The organism is Alloscardovia theropitheci, assembly GCF_004332295.1.
In the GTDB taxonomy this organism is placed as follows: Bacteria; Actinomycetota; Actinomycetes; order Actinomycetales; family Bifidobacteriaceae; genus Alloscardovia; species Alloscardovia theropitheci.
Genome location: NZ_RXLP01000021.1, coordinates 117,425 through 132,884, shown reverse-complemented (window position 1 = coordinate 132,884; position 15,460 = coordinate 117,425). Strand labels below are relative to the sequence as shown.

Below are 15,460 nucleotides of genomic sequence, written 5' to 3'. Positions count from 1 at the left end.
TGTTTTCACACCCTGGATGCGAGTCACTTCTGGTGTGTGCGTATTGGTAATCGTGTACCCGCAATCACAACGTGCTTGAGACATACTCATACTTGGCGTATAGCCTTCAGGAACATTGACTTCTTTGACCGTGTACGTAATCCTCTTACCGTTTTTCATGACAGGAAGATTCACAAACGCGTGATGCCAATTATTAGCTGCGTTCAACGTGACAGGAGAACCCGATGGCTGATCATTAGCATACAACTGAACACTCACATGATCCGGGCGGATACCATCCTGGTTATCATGATCATCCCATGTTTTATCCACATCCAATTGAGTGGTTAACGTCTTATCCTGAACAGTAAGAACCGCAGTCTTGGCAGTATTATCGAACTGGTCAGCATGAACATGAACAGGGTCGATAAAATCATACCCGGCTGGTGCTTTGGTCTCACTAATCGTGTAATCATCCATAAGCAAACCGGTAACAGTTGCCTCACCCTGATCGTTCGTGGTGACTGTGTCAATGATTTGACCGCTTCGATCCCTCGTAATCTGGAACGAGGCACCCTTGAGTGGGGTAGAGGTTTCATCTGTTTTCTTCACTACTAACGTATAGTTATATCCGTTAGCCTGACCCGACGCACTCTGCCAGATATACCCATTTTGCCCATCTTGATACAACTGGTGATCATTATGCCATGTCGCAGCATAATTCTTAAACAATTCATTATTGACCGGAACATGATTCAAGTCCACGTCATAACGAATAAGATACCCATCCGTATTCAAAGAGCCTAAATCAATATCAAAACCCTGATCATTATTCGTATACGAAACAGTCTTATCGGTGACCTCGCGACGGTCATTCATTTCCCAATAACTCGTAGCCGGGTTATACGTCCAATGACCATGGAAAATATGAAAACTCGTTTTCACATAACTCATCCCCGCACTCTGCAACTGGTCTGTAACATGAACATTCTTGAGAACCGCACCGGTAGCGTTGACACGCAGATTGTAATGAAGAATCTTATTATTCGTCTCATCAGAGGCGCGCCACCCCCACTTAGCAAAACGCTCCGTAGGACTATCGCCAATAAAACCGGTGTAATGATAATCGCCCACACGCACCACGTTTTGTCCCACGTGGATACTTAACGGTATCGTTTGCTCGTGAGTAATTTTCTGTGTGTTAATCTTAATCGCTGCCTGTAAACTACCCGTCACATTCGAATGAGTTTCAGGATAATCAGTATACGTCAACACCAATGTGCGAGACACCGGGTCAATGACAGCACGAGCGACAAGAGTGGTATTATCCGACGCGTACACGTTAAAACGAGTAGCAGACGAAAAAGTAAAACTATCCGGCAGACTAATAGTAGACGTGTCACCCGCATGAATCACATTATTCGGAAGAGCAAAATTAATCTTCAAATTACGAATACTATTATTACTGCCCGAATACTTATCCTGCCCGGTTTGATCAACCACAGAAGCCGACGTAACAATATTATGATTAATCTCAGCAGCCGACGCCGACCCTACAGAAACAAAATACCCGAGAAGAAGCGCAACAACAGTAACACACGCAATACTGACACGAGACAGGACAGAGACTAAACGGTAAGAAGAATCAAATCCTTCTCTCTCTCTCTCTCTCTCTCTCTCTGTTGAGGGATATTAGATTACGCATAACAACGCAAACCCTTTCCATTTCACTATATGAGTAGAACAAAGTATGACGAGAAAAGACATCATTTTCTCTTCCCGAATCATACTGTGATATTTCCAGTGTAATAAAACACCCCTATAAGAGTCAAAACCTAACTTGTGATCACCGTGACCAGAAGTGATCATACCCCGGTCATCGATATCAATGAATAGTCTAGAAAAACCTACTGTTAGCAGGAGAAACCACACTCTCACAACCACATGATAAGCATCAAACGACACGCTAAAAAAGGAGTAACCACTATCCATGAGAAAAATCTACGAGTACAATATCATGTAATTTCATCTGTGTGTACTACGACGTACACACAGAAAACCCCTCTCACACAGTACCAATGCAAGGAAAAATGATTATTATGACTTTATTTATTCATACCCTTATCCCAGGAATTATCCAATACTGTCTCGCACTGCTTATCGCCGTAATATGGTGGCGGATCAGTACACACAAAAAAGAACACTTCACCACATGGATCGGCTACACTCGAATAACCGGAGGAGCTCACACGATACTCCACATGATGATCTCCCTGATTATCCTGTTTCTCAGTGGCAGTCTCGTTCACATCATGATACCTGGATTACTCACTGCCACCAGCCAATACCAATCCCTCGGCTGGGCAGCTCTTCCTACCATCATCGTGCACGCAGTGCTCAACACGTCAGGGTGGGAAGAAATCATATTCCGAAGCCTCATCCTCAAACGCCTCACCCACATCACAAGTATGACCATGGCTAATATTATCCAAGCAACCCTGTTCGGACTCCTGCATGGTATACCCCTGTTCTTCATCTTGCAGCTCAACCCCTTCCAAGCTATGCTTATCACCATAGTGACAGGATTTGCCGGATGGTACATGGGATACATCAACGAACACTACGCTCACGGATCCATCCTACTCAGCTGGATCATCCATGCCACCGCCAACGTTATAGCCGCACTCCTGTCAGCATTCACCATCCTCTAAAACACCACTAGGGTCACACATCACATAATGTGTGACCCTAGTCATAAGGCAGCGTCTATTCTTACATGCTAAAGGATTGCTACGAAACGTAGCATACACGCGTACTCATGTACATTCTAAGCGCCAGAGCATCCTCCTACAGTACAAAGCAGAGAGAAAAACTCTCTACCATAAATAGAAAGAAGTATACTATTATGAATAATTTTGCCGATAAACTCTACGATCTACGCACCGCTCATAACATGAGCCAAGAAAGCCTAGCTATCAAACTTAACGTGAGTAGACAAGCCATCACAAAATGGGAAACAGGCAAAGGAATCCCCGACATCGATAACCTCATGAATATAGCCCACCTATTCAACACCAGTATCGACGAACTCGTCAGCAGCGAATACACATTCCAAGACGGACAAAAATATCTCTTCGAAAGTATCACCCAATACGATATACGCGAGAAAAAACACTACGACATCACTCTCACAGATACACACGCCGTGTATGTAACAAGCACAGACAGTGAAAAACTAACCATAAGCGTGGCATCCAACACCATCAGCAATCTCGAAAACCAGTGCAAAATACGCATCGATGACACCCGCGACAGACTCGACATCAACCTTATCACATCACAAGAGGTGTCTAAAGAACAACTCAAAAAAGACCTCACCCTCATCATCACAATCCCACAAAACTACATCTACCAGGTAGAATTACATGCTACCAGCCACAAACTCACCCTAGGTAACATGGATACTGAGAAAATTGAATACACTGGTGCAGTCTCATACGTCACCCTCGACAACGTGACAACACACTGTGAAATCGATTCCCGAACCGACAGTGATATAACACTCAACCGTTTCGAAGGAAAACTTGACATCAACCAAATCAACAATACTACACGTGTTCATGTTCCAGACGAATACATGTTTACAACATCAAAGAAAGGAATAGACACCAGTATCCGCTACGAAAACAACGGGAAACAAGTAAACGACTACTCCCAAGAAGACGCAACCACTCAAATAAGCATCAACGGAATCCACAGCGAACTCATCATCACCAAATAAAATCAAAATACACAAAAGGGGAGAAACACTTAAAACCAAATAGTGTTTCTCCCCAAATATTAATCGAGATACGCAAAAGACTGAGGCGGAACTGTTAAATTAGGCGCATACTCGCGAAGTGGCAATGGTTCATCAAAACAATCAACATCAGCCAATTCAATAGCATGAGCCAGTGTCGTATCATGAAAATAATGAAAATACGCCTCCCGATTAATACCACCAAACTCATGAGTAAACTGCCAAATACTCTCCGGCGTATCCGACAAAATACGCGTAATCTTAGCCTGGGCTACCACACGTTGAACAGGAGACGATGCATAAATAACCAGCGTATCCACATCATCACGTTTAAAAACCTTACGACGAAACTCAAAAGTCTTTTCACCAGACAAAATACGCTCAACATATTCAGGTTTAATCGATAATAAAGCCTTCATTAATTCCTCCAAGAGATAGCAAAGAACGAAACTGCTCATCAGATAAAGACTGGTCTTGTACGCGACAATCAGTTAAAAGACCAGTCTCTAAAAGTTTTTCACGTGTCGGATAAGGAGTAGTAAAAGGAACATTCTCCACCATGACAATGAGATACGGGTATTTTTTACTATTCCAGAAATCTTCTAATTCTGTATCGGTGAAGACACTGCGATTTTTAATAAACGATAAGAACTCAGCAAAAGAAGAAAAATCGCTAAGATTTTTAACATCAACAATAGTGCACACACCAGTAACCACCGAAGTGAAGTAAGCGGGAGAATACTTATCCTTCGTGCGGTAAATAACAAGATGATCACCCATACGGTAATGTTGAACTATAGGCATACCTGATAAATATATTTTTTCGATAGAATTTATAGGAATAACATCTGCAATAGGAACATTTTTCTCTGTTGCTAGACGCGTGGCAAACATACGCTGATGATATTCAGGATAAATAGGCAAATACCTGTTATATCCACGATTCAAGAAAATATAAGGATAGCTGGCATAAGGATTAACAAATTTTCGCATGGTACGTTTGAACCAGACCTGTTCCTGCCCTTTTTCTGCCTGATACACAAAACCATACTGACGCAAAAGATTTTGCAATCCCTGAGTGGAAGAAACATTAAACAAAGTAACATACATATACTCGTAGTGTCCCCGAACAAAGTTACGTAAAGCTATAGCAAGAAGCCGCTTACCCAACGCAGAATGATGATTAAAATCAACCTTAAAAGTACCAATCTTTAACCGTGGACGGGTAAGATGAGGGGTAATTGTATTATCAATATCGTTCTCATCTTTTATATATAAGAAGCCAATAACATGATTCCTGTCAAAAGAAACATAAGCCTTATGATGAGCTTGAGCTTTACGCTCAAACCACGCATCAAAACCAGGATATGAATCTCTCAAACTATCAAAAAATGAATCCTGCAAATTCACAGATGAAAAAGGAACAAGCTGGATCGAATCCATACTCATATTCATGATTCCTCCCTAGGGAATATATCGTTAAGAGTAACCTCGTTACCCAAACGAGCCACATGAATCAATCTCACAGGCAACACAGGAAATTCCTTATCGGTAAATTCCTTATCAACCGCCGTAAGAGAATATAATGCTGATCTATCAGATGAAGAAATAGTAAATGTCGAATTAATACTCCACACGCCTAACTGTCGACCAGTCAGAGAACTGATATAACGGATATATGCAGCGTCCTGAAAATCCTCAGAACGAACCTCAAACCGTTTCCTACCAGATTGAATCTCCGCATAAAACTTGTCCTGAATCTTAGCCGAAATAACAACAGTTAATCTCATCGAGAATCCTTAATGTTTTCATCAATCAAACGAGAGACAACATCCGCCATAGATTGGGAAGACAACACCGCATACTGCTTCAACAAGCGATGCCTATCCTCACTAATCAACACATTCAACTGTCGCAAAGGCTCATCCTTATCCCTTTGCAAACGATGAAGAGACTCCACGCGATTAACCATAAACACTCCTTATTTTCTAATAAACTAGAATACTAGAAAAATAGAAAATACTCAATATAATACATTCATAGAAGTAATGCGTATTATGCATCAAAAATGGTAAAAGGTTAAAGAAAAACGCGTAAAACGAAGTGTCCTCTGAAATATAATGTTGATTATTAGAAATTCCTTATAGAGCTTAGGAGGGAATAATGGTTCTACAAGTCTCAAAAAATGAAAATATAATTGATTTGGAGACTAGACAGTTGATTTCGAAACGGTATAAAACAATTACGAGAGCCGTTAATCGAGAATTCTGGAATATTACCAGTGATACATCGCATAGTTTGTATGTTGGGTCGTACGGTCGTGGAACAGCTGTTAATACAAGTGATATTGATATTCTATTAGAATTACCACAATATGAGCTCATTCACTATAATTCTCTGAGAGGTAACAAGCAATCAAAATTACTTCAAGCTGTAAAAGAAGCGGTACAAACTCCTTATCCTTATACCGACATACGTGCCGATGGGCAAGTAATAAAAGTTCAATTTACTGATGGTATGAAGTTAGAGCTCCTCCCCGCATTTAAAGGTGGCTCACTTTATAGAAATTCCTATACATATCCTGATTCAAATATGGGAGGCAATTGGAAAAGCACCAACCCTCAAAGGGAACAAGACGCAATGAAAGAGAAAAATAAAACATCCAACGGACTACTTTTTGATACATGTAAGCATATTCGTATGATACGCGACGAATATTATACGAGTTACCATCTGTCAGGAATAGTTATAGACACATTCGTGTACAACAACATAGGTGACTGGCAATGGGCAACAGAACCATCCAATTCGATACAATCTAGCAGACGTTATGAGCAAGAATTACTAGAAAAATTCAATAGTAATACGCTTAACAGTAGGTATTACTCTACGTGGTATGCTCCTGGAAGCGGACAAAGAGTCGATACAAACTCAAGTATAGAAACCCTAAAAAAGATACTAGAGCTTATTAATCAGGAGTAAATATTATGACTGAATATCGCCTCAAATTATTAGGACAAATTCGCGAATCTTACGCGAAAGCTACCTACACATATACAACTCAACAAGTAATGCTAACAAACACGATACGCAAGAATAGTAGGTTAAAGACTGCTCAAATTATCTTGTCGTCAATATCAACCGTAGGAGTCCTTACCAATCTGATCACGAATAAATATTGGCTTACAGTAACGGCAAGTATCACTACAGCATTATTATTGGCTTTAAATCTGTATTTTAAAGATACGAACCTATCGGAGGACATTCTTCGCCATGAAAAAGCCATACATGAGTTATGGGAAATACGCGAAAAATATCTAACTCTCCTCACTGATTTTCGCGAACTAGACGACAAAACTATCTGTCAAAAACGAGATACTCTCATACAACAGCTATCCACGATATACAAAGAGGCTCCACGAACAAACAATAAAGCCTACCAAACTGCTCGAAATATGCTCAAAGATGAAGAATACCAATACTTTACAGATACAGAAATTGACTTATTACTCCCTGTCCAACTAAGAATGCTGACATTCATAAGATGCCAGCAGGATAAAAGATAATAATCAGATTAAATTAAATTAAATTAAGTAGTGTCCTCGACTAATGGGTTTAGTCGAGGACACTCTTATTAAGAGGGATAGAAGAAAAATGAGGATTTTTCTTCCGTGTTTTAGTGTACCGTATTCTCATCGATGTTTTCAAGGGTGAGGCTTGTAGTCAGGTGGTCGATGAGTGTTTGCGTGGTGAGTGGGTTGGTGGGGAAGATGTAGTTGTGGTCAGTTTTATACCCGTTAGACTCCTCAGTAGTGCGTCGGTGGATGCGGTGTGCACTGTAGGTGTCGTCGGGGTTTGGGCACGGGTTTGCTCCGTGGTGGTTGGTGGTGTTTGCCCAGGAACGGATCTGATCAATAGTTGATTGGACGGCGGTAATCCATTCGTAGGGGGCGCGCATGTCGTGGTCGGGCTCCTGGGTTTGTATGTATTTCATGTATAACGCGTCCATGGTCAGGATGAGCCATGCGTGGCTTGTCCAGCAGGATGGGAGATTCTCATCAAGTTGAGGGTTGACCATGCATAGCCAGTCTGTGAAACGAACAACTACCCATATGCGTGTTTCCACATACTCCGCATTGTCAGGATTGTACCAGTCGAATGGTGCGTACAACACACTTCGATACTCGGGATCAGTATCGAGTAATGGTGAGTGAAAAGGGTCAAGTAACACCATAATAGTTTCCTTACATAAATGGTTTATCGGTCTTGTAGTGCGACTTGTTGATCAATAGTCATATCGCTAATACACTGTTCATGCTGCTTCTGATACTTCTGATACCAATTCGACATAAAATTAAATAATTCAGGGGTGTCTTTTTTGCTTGTGTCGAGATTAAATTGCTTGGCTAAATCTTCTAAGGCAAGGCATGATTGAGGGTAACCGCCGAGTTCCTTCATCGTGTTAATCATATGAGGGTCAGATGAGATTTTATCTTCAATATATGTAACCATTACTGCGTTAGCGCCTGTATACATTTGACTAATATATTTATTACTTACATTAATTAAATGAGTAAGTTGCGCTTCTAGTTCTTTGTCAGTGAGTGGTTTATTGTAGTGGAGTGCTTCTTGGATGGCAGTATTGAGATCAGCATCGACTTGATCCATAGGTGCAGCAGACTTAGCAACATCCATATTGAGTATGTCTGCCATAGTATCAGTAAGTATTGGACTTGGCTTAGAGGCTAATGTTGTAGACCATTGTTTGCTGAGTTCGCTTGCTTTTTGGTGGAGTTTGTCTGTGTTGGACATCAATGCGGTGTGTGGGGTGGTTGTTTTTGGTGGGGTTTTCTTTTGTGCTGAAGCTTGGATTGTGATTGTGGGGGTGGTGTAGGCGTGTTGGATGATGAAGTATCCACCCCAGATAACAGCGATAGTAGTGAGTGCTGCAATGGTAGCAAGGATTTTATGGCTTATGGCCCAGGTAGTAATTTTTTGTGTGATATGTGTCATGATAAATCAACTTCTTACAAAATTATAAAAGACTAAAGGGGTTAAAGGGATTTTATTGGATGGGTTGGTAGCCGCGTTGCCAGAAGGGGATCAGGTGGATAAATCCTGGACGATGCGACGTATGCAAGTTCAGTGCGTTCCCGTAGGGTAGGCGTCGTACTTCGTCGGGTTCAAGGACAGCGACTTTATCACTTCTTGTTGATGTAGATCCTCCCATGAATAGGCTGCCGTTGGTGTTGTAGGAGTCGTCGGTGTGCTGGACGAGTCTATGCCCGGTGAGCAGGCTTATTTCCCTGAGTTCGGTGTCGATGCTTAAACCGCCCATGATGAGTTTGTTCGAGGATTCCCACATTTGTCCTTCTGCTTTCCCGTAGGCGTCTTCTGCTTGTTTTCTGGATTGGAAGAACGCGCATGGCCAGATTCCTTCCCCGGTACCCGCGGTAAAGAGTTGGGGTAGTTCTTGCCATGGTTCTATATTAGCAATCTCATCCAACACCAGGGTCAACGGAGGCTGGAGGCGTCCGCCAAGCTTGGTAGGAGCGATACGACGCGCAGCATCCCTAACTTGGGTCAGGAACATGGTCATGAACACACCCGCCCCCGCAGCACTTGCCCCTGAGGAGGGGCGCAATGGTGAGAGCAGATAAATGGTATCCGTGCTTTGAACAAACTCATCCACGCTTAATACAGGTCTCGTTGGGTCAGGTGTGACCGCATCCCTCACCTGTTGCAAAGACAAGCTACTGAATGCTCCGGTCACTCCTATCATTTTGCTACTGCTAATACGTGTGTCTTCGCCGATGAGTTGTTCGATATGCATCGCCCACAAGCCTGCTGTAGGATTCTCTGGATGGTTGCGAAGGATCCTAGCGGCTGTTTGACATGATTGCGTATTAGACGACCATTCATACACGTCGGTTAATGTTTTGTTTTCTAACCCGGCGGCTAACAGGAGTCCTTGGACGATATCGATGGCGGCGTTAGCCCAACTCTTGTTATCGCCTTGAATTCCTACCGTGTTCACCATAGTTTCCGCACACGCACGCGCTATCACTGGGTTAGCGCATAAGGTGATAGGATTCCAATTCAACCGCGGAGGCAAGGTTGGATCGGTATGAGGGTTGTCGCTTCCTGCGACATTCATCGGGTCAAACAGGTAACAGGATCCAGCACGTCCTGTTAATGGTTTGCTGTTATTTATTGTGGCGGGAGTGTTTTGATACCGGTTCGTCACCTGCCACCCGTCACGTTTAAAACTATAGGTGGCATCGATAATATCCCGTCGGGATGATGTGGCGACGACTGCTCCGGGTGCTTCCATAATCAACGGGATAACCACGCTCGTGGTTTTACCACTACGCGCTGGACCTAACACATACAGGGGTTGCTCGCTTGATGCCCACGTGTTGACCCCGTGACAGGTACCGATACTGATTCCCATCCACCTGGCGGGGATAGGCTGATGAGCTGGCCACCCGTTGGCACGGAATTCGGGGAGTACGTGGTCGGCTGCAGCTGAGAGGGTTTGCGCGGAGACGTATTCGACCACGTCATGCTGATTCAACAGTTCTTTCCTGGTGATCAGGTCATCGCGGTAGCGTTGTTCGCTCTTAAAATACGCCCAAAACAGGATACCACCCACAATCAAGAGCGCGAACCCTGCCATGAGGAATAATAACCCGAAGATTATATTGCGAATGATCAGTAAAAAGAAACCGATGAGGAAACTGATAGCTCCGGGCGCGATATACGTAACAAACGTGGCTTCAGAGCGAGCAAACGTACGAATAACACTCGTATGCTCCAACAGGAAAAACCCGATATTCGTTGATAAAAACCTATCCCATAAGGCGAGTATTGCTTGCTTGTCTGCCTTATTAGTTTCCGTGCGTGTAGTGATATCGATGCCGATACGACGAGGCTGACTATCCATTTATGTGTTCCCTTTCTAAAAATAGTATGAATATTTATAGCGTTACTGTCTTATCCGGCACGTCCGGCGGACGTATTAAACAGGTCGTAGCCTGATTGGCTCACGATCGGGTGAACCGCTTGACGTAGGGTTGACCCGACCCTCCATAAGCCGACGCCTTGGGTGAGCTTATCGATGACGTCCAATTCTTCGGCTGTAATGTCGGGGATGAGGTGCGAGAGAGCTTCGCGACTGTTCGATGACTGTCTATAGAGGATCATGGTTTCGCTCTTCGTGAGGATCCCCTCAATCATCTGCCTCAAGGCTGTGCCTTTGTTGGCGAACGCATCGAGGTCAGTGAGTTCGTGGATAAGCAGCCAGTTGGAGACACCGAATTCACCGGATAAACGCATACGTTTATCCCACCCCACCACCAGCTCCGGGTTAGACAACAGGCTCCATCCTTCTTCCGCGATGACGAGGCGGAAGATACCGTCTCGCGTGTAGCATAACCGGTCTATAGCGGCACTCATTGCTGCCGTATACATAGCCTTTTTCACCTCATCGGTGTCATCGATGCTACCGGTGTCGAAGACGATGAGTGGTTTCGACGGGTCAATAGACACTGTGCTCGTCTTTTCGAATGCACCTTTCAAGGCGCCATCGACCATACGATTAAAAATCAAAATCAGATTCAAAATCGTGTCTGCTAACGCGGTTTTATTTAACCCTTTGACAATCATGTCCTGCGCTTGATCACTGTCAAGGAAAGACACAATATGAGTAATGGTAGGTTGCTCATACATGGTAGAGACCACACGGGTCAGCGAGTCTATGGTAGCTTGCTCCGCCATGCTTAGGGGAGTGTCAGGGCGGATAGCAGACGCGAGAGAACGTAACGCGTTGACTCGTAAAGTAATCACTTCTTGCTTCCATTCATCATCCGTGTAGGCGTCGGGTTTAACACCCGTATCCAACGGGTTCAAGTAGGCGCCGTTTCCCGCGCTAATGACCTGTCCGCCAACAGTGTGAGCGATACGCGCCCACTCCGTTTTCGGATCACCCTCAATAATGACATGTCGCCCGTAAGAGATTTCGCGCAATGCGAGGGTTTTCATACACATACTCTTACCCGAACCCATCATGCCCGCAATCATCCCGTTCACGGATGTGACCATACCCGCCTTATAGGGTGCCCACGCATCGTAATGGAACGGGACACCATTAATCGCATCCACACCAAGAAGAGGCCCCGACAAACGGCTTGACCCATGCGTCAAGATAGGATTCAAGACGCTTGAGGAGGAAATACTGGTGGAATGCCACGGGATCGTACTCTTAGCACGCGTCATAAAACCACTGCCCACACCCAACGAGTGAAGAATATTCTTATCCCGCTCCAACTCAGCATTAGACGTAGTTACGTGTTTTTTCTCATGTAACGCTTTCATCAGGATCTTATGATCCGTCTCCATCTGCTTGAGGGTTGTTTTGCGTGCTTTCTTAAGCCTGCGTGTAAGCCCCTTGGGTGCGATATCCACAGTAGCGTCTGTCGTTTCGAGTACATCAAGCAACGCTAACTGTCGAGCCGACAAGGCAGGCAGAATAGTAGGCATACTGACTGTGCCCTCGCTCACGGGTTTGTCGTGAAGCTCCTGCTCGGACAGGGTCAGGGGAGTAAGGGTCCTCATATCTCGTGTTGTCATCATCTCACCACCAAACTAATCATGTTTATCTTCCTGCTTGACCAAGCGGAAGAGCGCTTAGCCAGCCAACGTATTGTTGCCCGTGCATACGATCGAAATGCACAAACGTCATCTCCGTGATCATGCGACGGGTAATATCATCTAACGCTGTTTTCGACGGGGCCAGGATAGTAACGAATCCTTGGAAGGATACTTCTGCCTTATTCGCGGCCAATTCCATCAACCGTTTGTCGACTTCGTGGTTTTCTAACGTGAGCCTGGCGTCATCGTTCCTGCCCATGTTCCGGTTTAATCGTTGGGAGCGTTCTAACTCGTTTTTGCGTTCGTTCAACGCTTTACGCGCTTTAGACTCTGGGGTAGGTTTGAACGCTTGAGTAAACACGATTTGCGCATCCTTGCCTGCACTTAAATGGTGGAGGAAACCGATAGTGACCGGGTCAGACGGCCATTTATCAATCCACAAGGTCCGCGCGTACGTGTCGCCTACGTGCATGTAATCAGTGTATTCACGATAATTGGTCGCGACCGGTACATCATCATCCAATTCGAGATTGCTATTGATGACCGTGTACGCGTGGGCATCACTCATGAGTTTCATCATTGCACGGATTTGTGCTGTGTTTTCCCAATACACTTTATCCGTGTTATCTACAGATAACCCTGCTTGAGACAACATGGCGACCAGTGGAGTCAACCGTTCATGCAGCAACCCAGACACGCCAGCAACCCCGCCACCATAGGAGCGTACAGAATCGCGTGCCTTATCCGGGTTAACGGTCAGCGTGATGATCAGATCATGGTTCATGATTTTTTGCATATTCTCTGCCACCATATCCGTTAACTCTTGAACAGCATACTCATTATGTGTCGTATCCACATTCAGAGTAAACGGGCTCATCAAGGAACGAGATTGGATGGTGAAACGCACCACATCCTCATATTCTGCTAGTTGGGAGAGCATGCTACTAAACGCGTGGGCGCGCTCATCCTGTTTCGCCACAGTGGTGAACACGAACGGTTTACCTAATGCGCGTAAGATGGCGGTAGCGTCCCCGGTTTCTTTATCCCACACGAATGCGGCACCCGCTACATGAGAGTTGACCACTTCCAACGGTTTCAAGCGTTTACCCGCAGCACCGGGTAAGTCAATTAACCCGACCGTTGTGTTGCGTGTTAGTGGGTTCATGGTCCACCGGGTTTGACCCGTGGCCACACGAAGACCAAAACCCAATTGGATCAGTATCAACTCAATCAAACTCCGACCCTTAACACTGACCGCTGACAGGAGTGCGATAAGCAGGAGAGTGAAATTAAACCACGTGAAAATCGTGCCTCCGAATAACAATCCCAACAGGATCCAGCCGGTAATCACCCCGATAATAGCCACTTGGTGAGGTTTAAGCCACAACACCACTCCCGTAGATGAGACCGGGCTAAACGTAGCACTGACCTTATGAGACGCGTGATCTGCCATAACCTATCCTTTCCTTATCTAATTGTTATCCGTATTGCCGGTGACGTGCACGTCAACATCGACATGCTGATCCCCAGAAGCTGGTGGAGCAAAACGCGACGTATCCACGGCCGGTGGAGTCGTCGTAATCGTCACATCCGAAGGAGTAGACGACGTCGTATTTTGATTAATCACTGTGGTTGGCGCATCCGCCGAACCCGACGTGTACTCACTAGAATCAGAACCAGTCGTATTGTTTGTCACGTTCGCGATAATGTCTGCGGCTTTCGCACCAGACTCCATCGCATGAGACACACCCGATGGAGCGATACCCGTATCCGCTGAAGCATGCAAGACACCCGATAATCCCGATAAGAAACTACCCGCACCGGTAGCAAGACCCGAATCACCAATAAGATGAGTAGCATCCGACGCAGAATCCTTACCCGCAGCAGCACTGTCAGAAGAAGTATTCTTACCCTGAGAAGATTTACCTTCACCGGTAGCAGAGGTAATACCAGACGTGGTATTCAACCCCGATGATACGGATGAGCCCATGCCTGTGGATGCTCCAGCACTGCCCGTGATAGCCGCGCCCGCACCAGCGCCAAGAGCACCCAACCCCACCGCGGCAGCAGTTTTAGCCACGTCCGCTGTTGTTTTCACGGTTGCTTGCCCTGCTGATGCGGTCGCTGTCAAACCGTCCGCGCCGATAGAGATAGAGTTGGCAACAATCTGGACCAACACCCACGGAAATGCCGACGCTAAGAACATGCCCACGATAGCCACGTAATAACTCATCATGTCATTGCTCGTATTCTGGACGAAACTACCCGTCAAATACAAAATCACTGCAGCGATAGGGCGAAAAAGAATCACACCCGTCATCCATGACCCCCACTTAGTTAGAGCGGGGCGTAGCGTTGACCAGCCTTGACTCATCGTGACAATCGGAGCAAACGCAACCCCCAACATGATCAATAACGAGCGGGCAACCATTATCAAAATCATAATCACCGAGCCCACAATAATCAGTAATGCAACAATCAAAGCAAACGACAGATTAATACTCGTCAAACCATTAGGTGAGAGGGTGAACTCGATCTTATTGGACGGGAAAGATGCTTGTAAAATACGAGACGTGACTTGTCCCTCGACCGCTAAAGCACGAATCGTGATCGTGATCAACACGAACGTGATAGGCCACGCCAAGATAGTACGAAACACCGCTGCAACAACGCCACCCATACTACCCTTAAACGACTGTTGAACAATAGCAATCGCGCCCAAGCCAACAGCAATCACACCCATAATACCCGCCACACGGTTCGCGACATGGAACACCGTCTTCCACTGATCGGATGTTATCGTGCCCGCGCTCAAGGCTAACACCATTGCTTGTTTCCACGCCTCAACCGCACCATCAACAATCCATTTAGCAAGCGACCCCAACGGATCTACTGGATTAAACATGGGTTTTGCCTCCCATTACAATCAAAAATGTTATTTCAATGTTTTTTCTCAAAAGAAAAAATAGACTCAGTAAGTCAGCAAGTGTGAAGGGGAAACAATAGAGCCCAAGAAAAAATGTTTCCCCT

Annotated in this window: 15 protein-coding genes; 4 read left to right on the top strand and 11 right to left on the bottom strand. The window is 45.1% G+C overall.

The genetic code is table 11. The annotated features are described in order from the left end of the window. Window positions 1-1,482, bottom strand: a 1,482-nt coding sequence (locus EJ419_RS05600) for a Cna B-type domain-containing protein (RefSeq protein ID WP_131284471.1), incomplete at its 3' end; no start/stop codon positions are given. A 596-nt stretch (window positions 1,483-2,078) separates the two neighbouring features. Here EJ419_RS05600 and EJ419_RS05595 point away from each other — a divergent pair. Together EJ419_RS05595 and EJ419_RS05590 are read left to right on the top strand one after the other, a co-directional pair. Next, the gene (locus tag EJ419_RS05595; RefSeq protein ID WP_131284469.1) at window positions 2,079-2,690 is read left to right on the top strand and encodes a CPBP family intramembrane glutamic endopeptidase; all 612 of its coding nucleotides are present in this window, start codon (window positions 2,079-2,081) and stop codon (window positions 2,688-2,690) included. Window positions 2,691-2,884: 194 nt separating this feature from the next. After that, window positions 2,885-3,760 (top strand): helix-turn-helix transcriptional regulator, encoded by an 876-nt coding sequence (locus EJ419_RS05590; RefSeq protein ID WP_165496250.1) that lies wholly within the window; start codon window positions 2,885-2,887, stop codon window positions 3,758-3,760. Window positions 3,761-3,819: 59 nt separating this feature from the next. On the opposite strand, the gene EJ419_RS05585 is transcribed toward EJ419_RS05590, so the two are convergent. From EJ419_RS05585 to EJ419_RS05570, 4 genes are read right to left on the bottom strand one after another with little or no spacing between them, the layout of a single operon-like run. After that, window positions 3,820-4,197 carry an ASCH domain-containing protein gene (locus EJ419_RS05585; protein ID WP_131284465.1) on the bottom strand — a complete coding sequence of 126 codons (378 nt, stop codon included), beginning with the start codon at window positions 4,195-4,197 and terminating at the stop codon, window positions 3,820-3,822. Continuing rightward, window positions 4,175-5,233 (bottom strand): hypothetical protein, encoded by a 1,059-nt coding sequence (locus EJ419_RS05580; RefSeq protein WP_131284463.1) that lies wholly within the window; start codon window positions 5,231-5,233, stop codon window positions 4,175-4,177. The genes EJ419_RS05585 and EJ419_RS05580 overlap by 23 nt, the downstream gene beginning before the upstream one ends. Then, complete coding sequence (locus tag EJ419_RS05575; protein ID WP_131284461.1) at window positions 5,230-5,568, bottom strand: hypothetical protein; 339 nt, start codon at window positions 5,566-5,568, stop codon at window positions 5,230-5,232. The genes EJ419_RS05580 and EJ419_RS05575 overlap by 4 nt, the downstream gene beginning before the upstream one ends. Next, complete coding sequence (locus tag EJ419_RS05570; RefSeq protein WP_131284459.1) at window positions 5,565-5,750, bottom strand: hypothetical protein; 186 nt, start codon at window positions 5,748-5,750, stop codon at window positions 5,565-5,567. Before EJ419_RS05570 ends, EJ419_RS05575 begins: the two co-directional genes overlap by 4 nt. Window positions 5,751-5,941: 191 nt before the next feature. Between EJ419_RS05570 and EJ419_RS05565 the strand changes: the two genes are divergently transcribed. Further along, window positions 5,942-6,760 (top strand): SMODS domain-containing nucleotidyltransferase, encoded by an 819-nt coding sequence (locus EJ419_RS05565; protein ID WP_131284457.1) that lies wholly within the window; start codon window positions 5,942-5,944, stop codon window positions 6,758-6,760. A 5-nt stretch (window positions 6,761-6,765) separates the two neighbouring features. After that, a complete protein-coding gene (locus EJ419_RS05560; RefSeq protein WP_131284455.1) occupies window positions 6,766-7,344 on the top strand; it encodes an SLATT domain-containing protein in 579 nt (192 codons plus the stop codon). Between the two features lie 110 nt (window positions 7,345-7,454). Here the strand turns inward: EJ419_RS05560 and EJ419_RS05555 are convergent, their stop codons facing one another. The 6 genes from EJ419_RS05555 to EJ419_RS08340 all read right to left on the bottom strand — a co-directional run bounded on the left by EJ419_RS05555 (window position 7,455) and on the right by EJ419_RS08340 (window position 15,335). Further along, window positions 7,455-8,012, bottom strand: a complete 558-nt coding sequence (locus EJ419_RS05555; protein WP_131284453.1) for a hypothetical protein — start codon at window positions 8,010-8,012, stop codon at window positions 7,455-7,457. Between the two features lie 23 nt (window positions 8,013-8,035). Beyond that, window positions 8,036-8,791, bottom strand: coding sequence for a hypothetical protein (locus EJ419_RS05550; protein WP_131284451.1), 756 nt, complete (start codon window positions 8,789-8,791; stop codon window positions 8,036-8,038). A gap of 52 nt (window positions 8,792-8,843) precedes the next feature. Beyond that, window positions 8,844-10,724 (bottom strand): type IV secretory system conjugative DNA transfer family protein, encoded by a 1,881-nt coding sequence (locus EJ419_RS05545; protein WP_131284449.1) that lies wholly within the window; start codon window positions 10,722-10,724, stop codon window positions 8,844-8,846. A gap of 50 nt (window positions 10,725-10,774) precedes the next feature. Next, a complete protein-coding gene (locus EJ419_RS05540; RefSeq protein ID WP_240680349.1) occupies window positions 10,775-12,319 on the bottom strand; it encodes a TraG/VirB4 family ATPase in 1,545 nt (514 codons plus the stop codon). Between the two features lie 115 nt (window positions 12,320-12,434). Then, window positions 12,435-13,883, bottom strand: a complete 1,449-nt coding sequence (locus EJ419_RS05535; RefSeq protein WP_131284447.1) for an SCO6880 family protein — start codon at window positions 13,881-13,883, stop codon at window positions 12,435-12,437. Window positions 13,884-13,901: 18 nt separating this feature from the next. Next, the gene (locus EJ419_RS08340) at window positions 13,902-15,335 is read right to left on the bottom strand and encodes a hypothetical protein (protein WP_165496249.1); all 1,434 of its coding nucleotides are present in this window, start codon (window positions 15,333-15,335) and stop codon (window positions 13,902-13,904) included. Window positions 15,336-15,460: the final 125 nt, after the last annotated feature.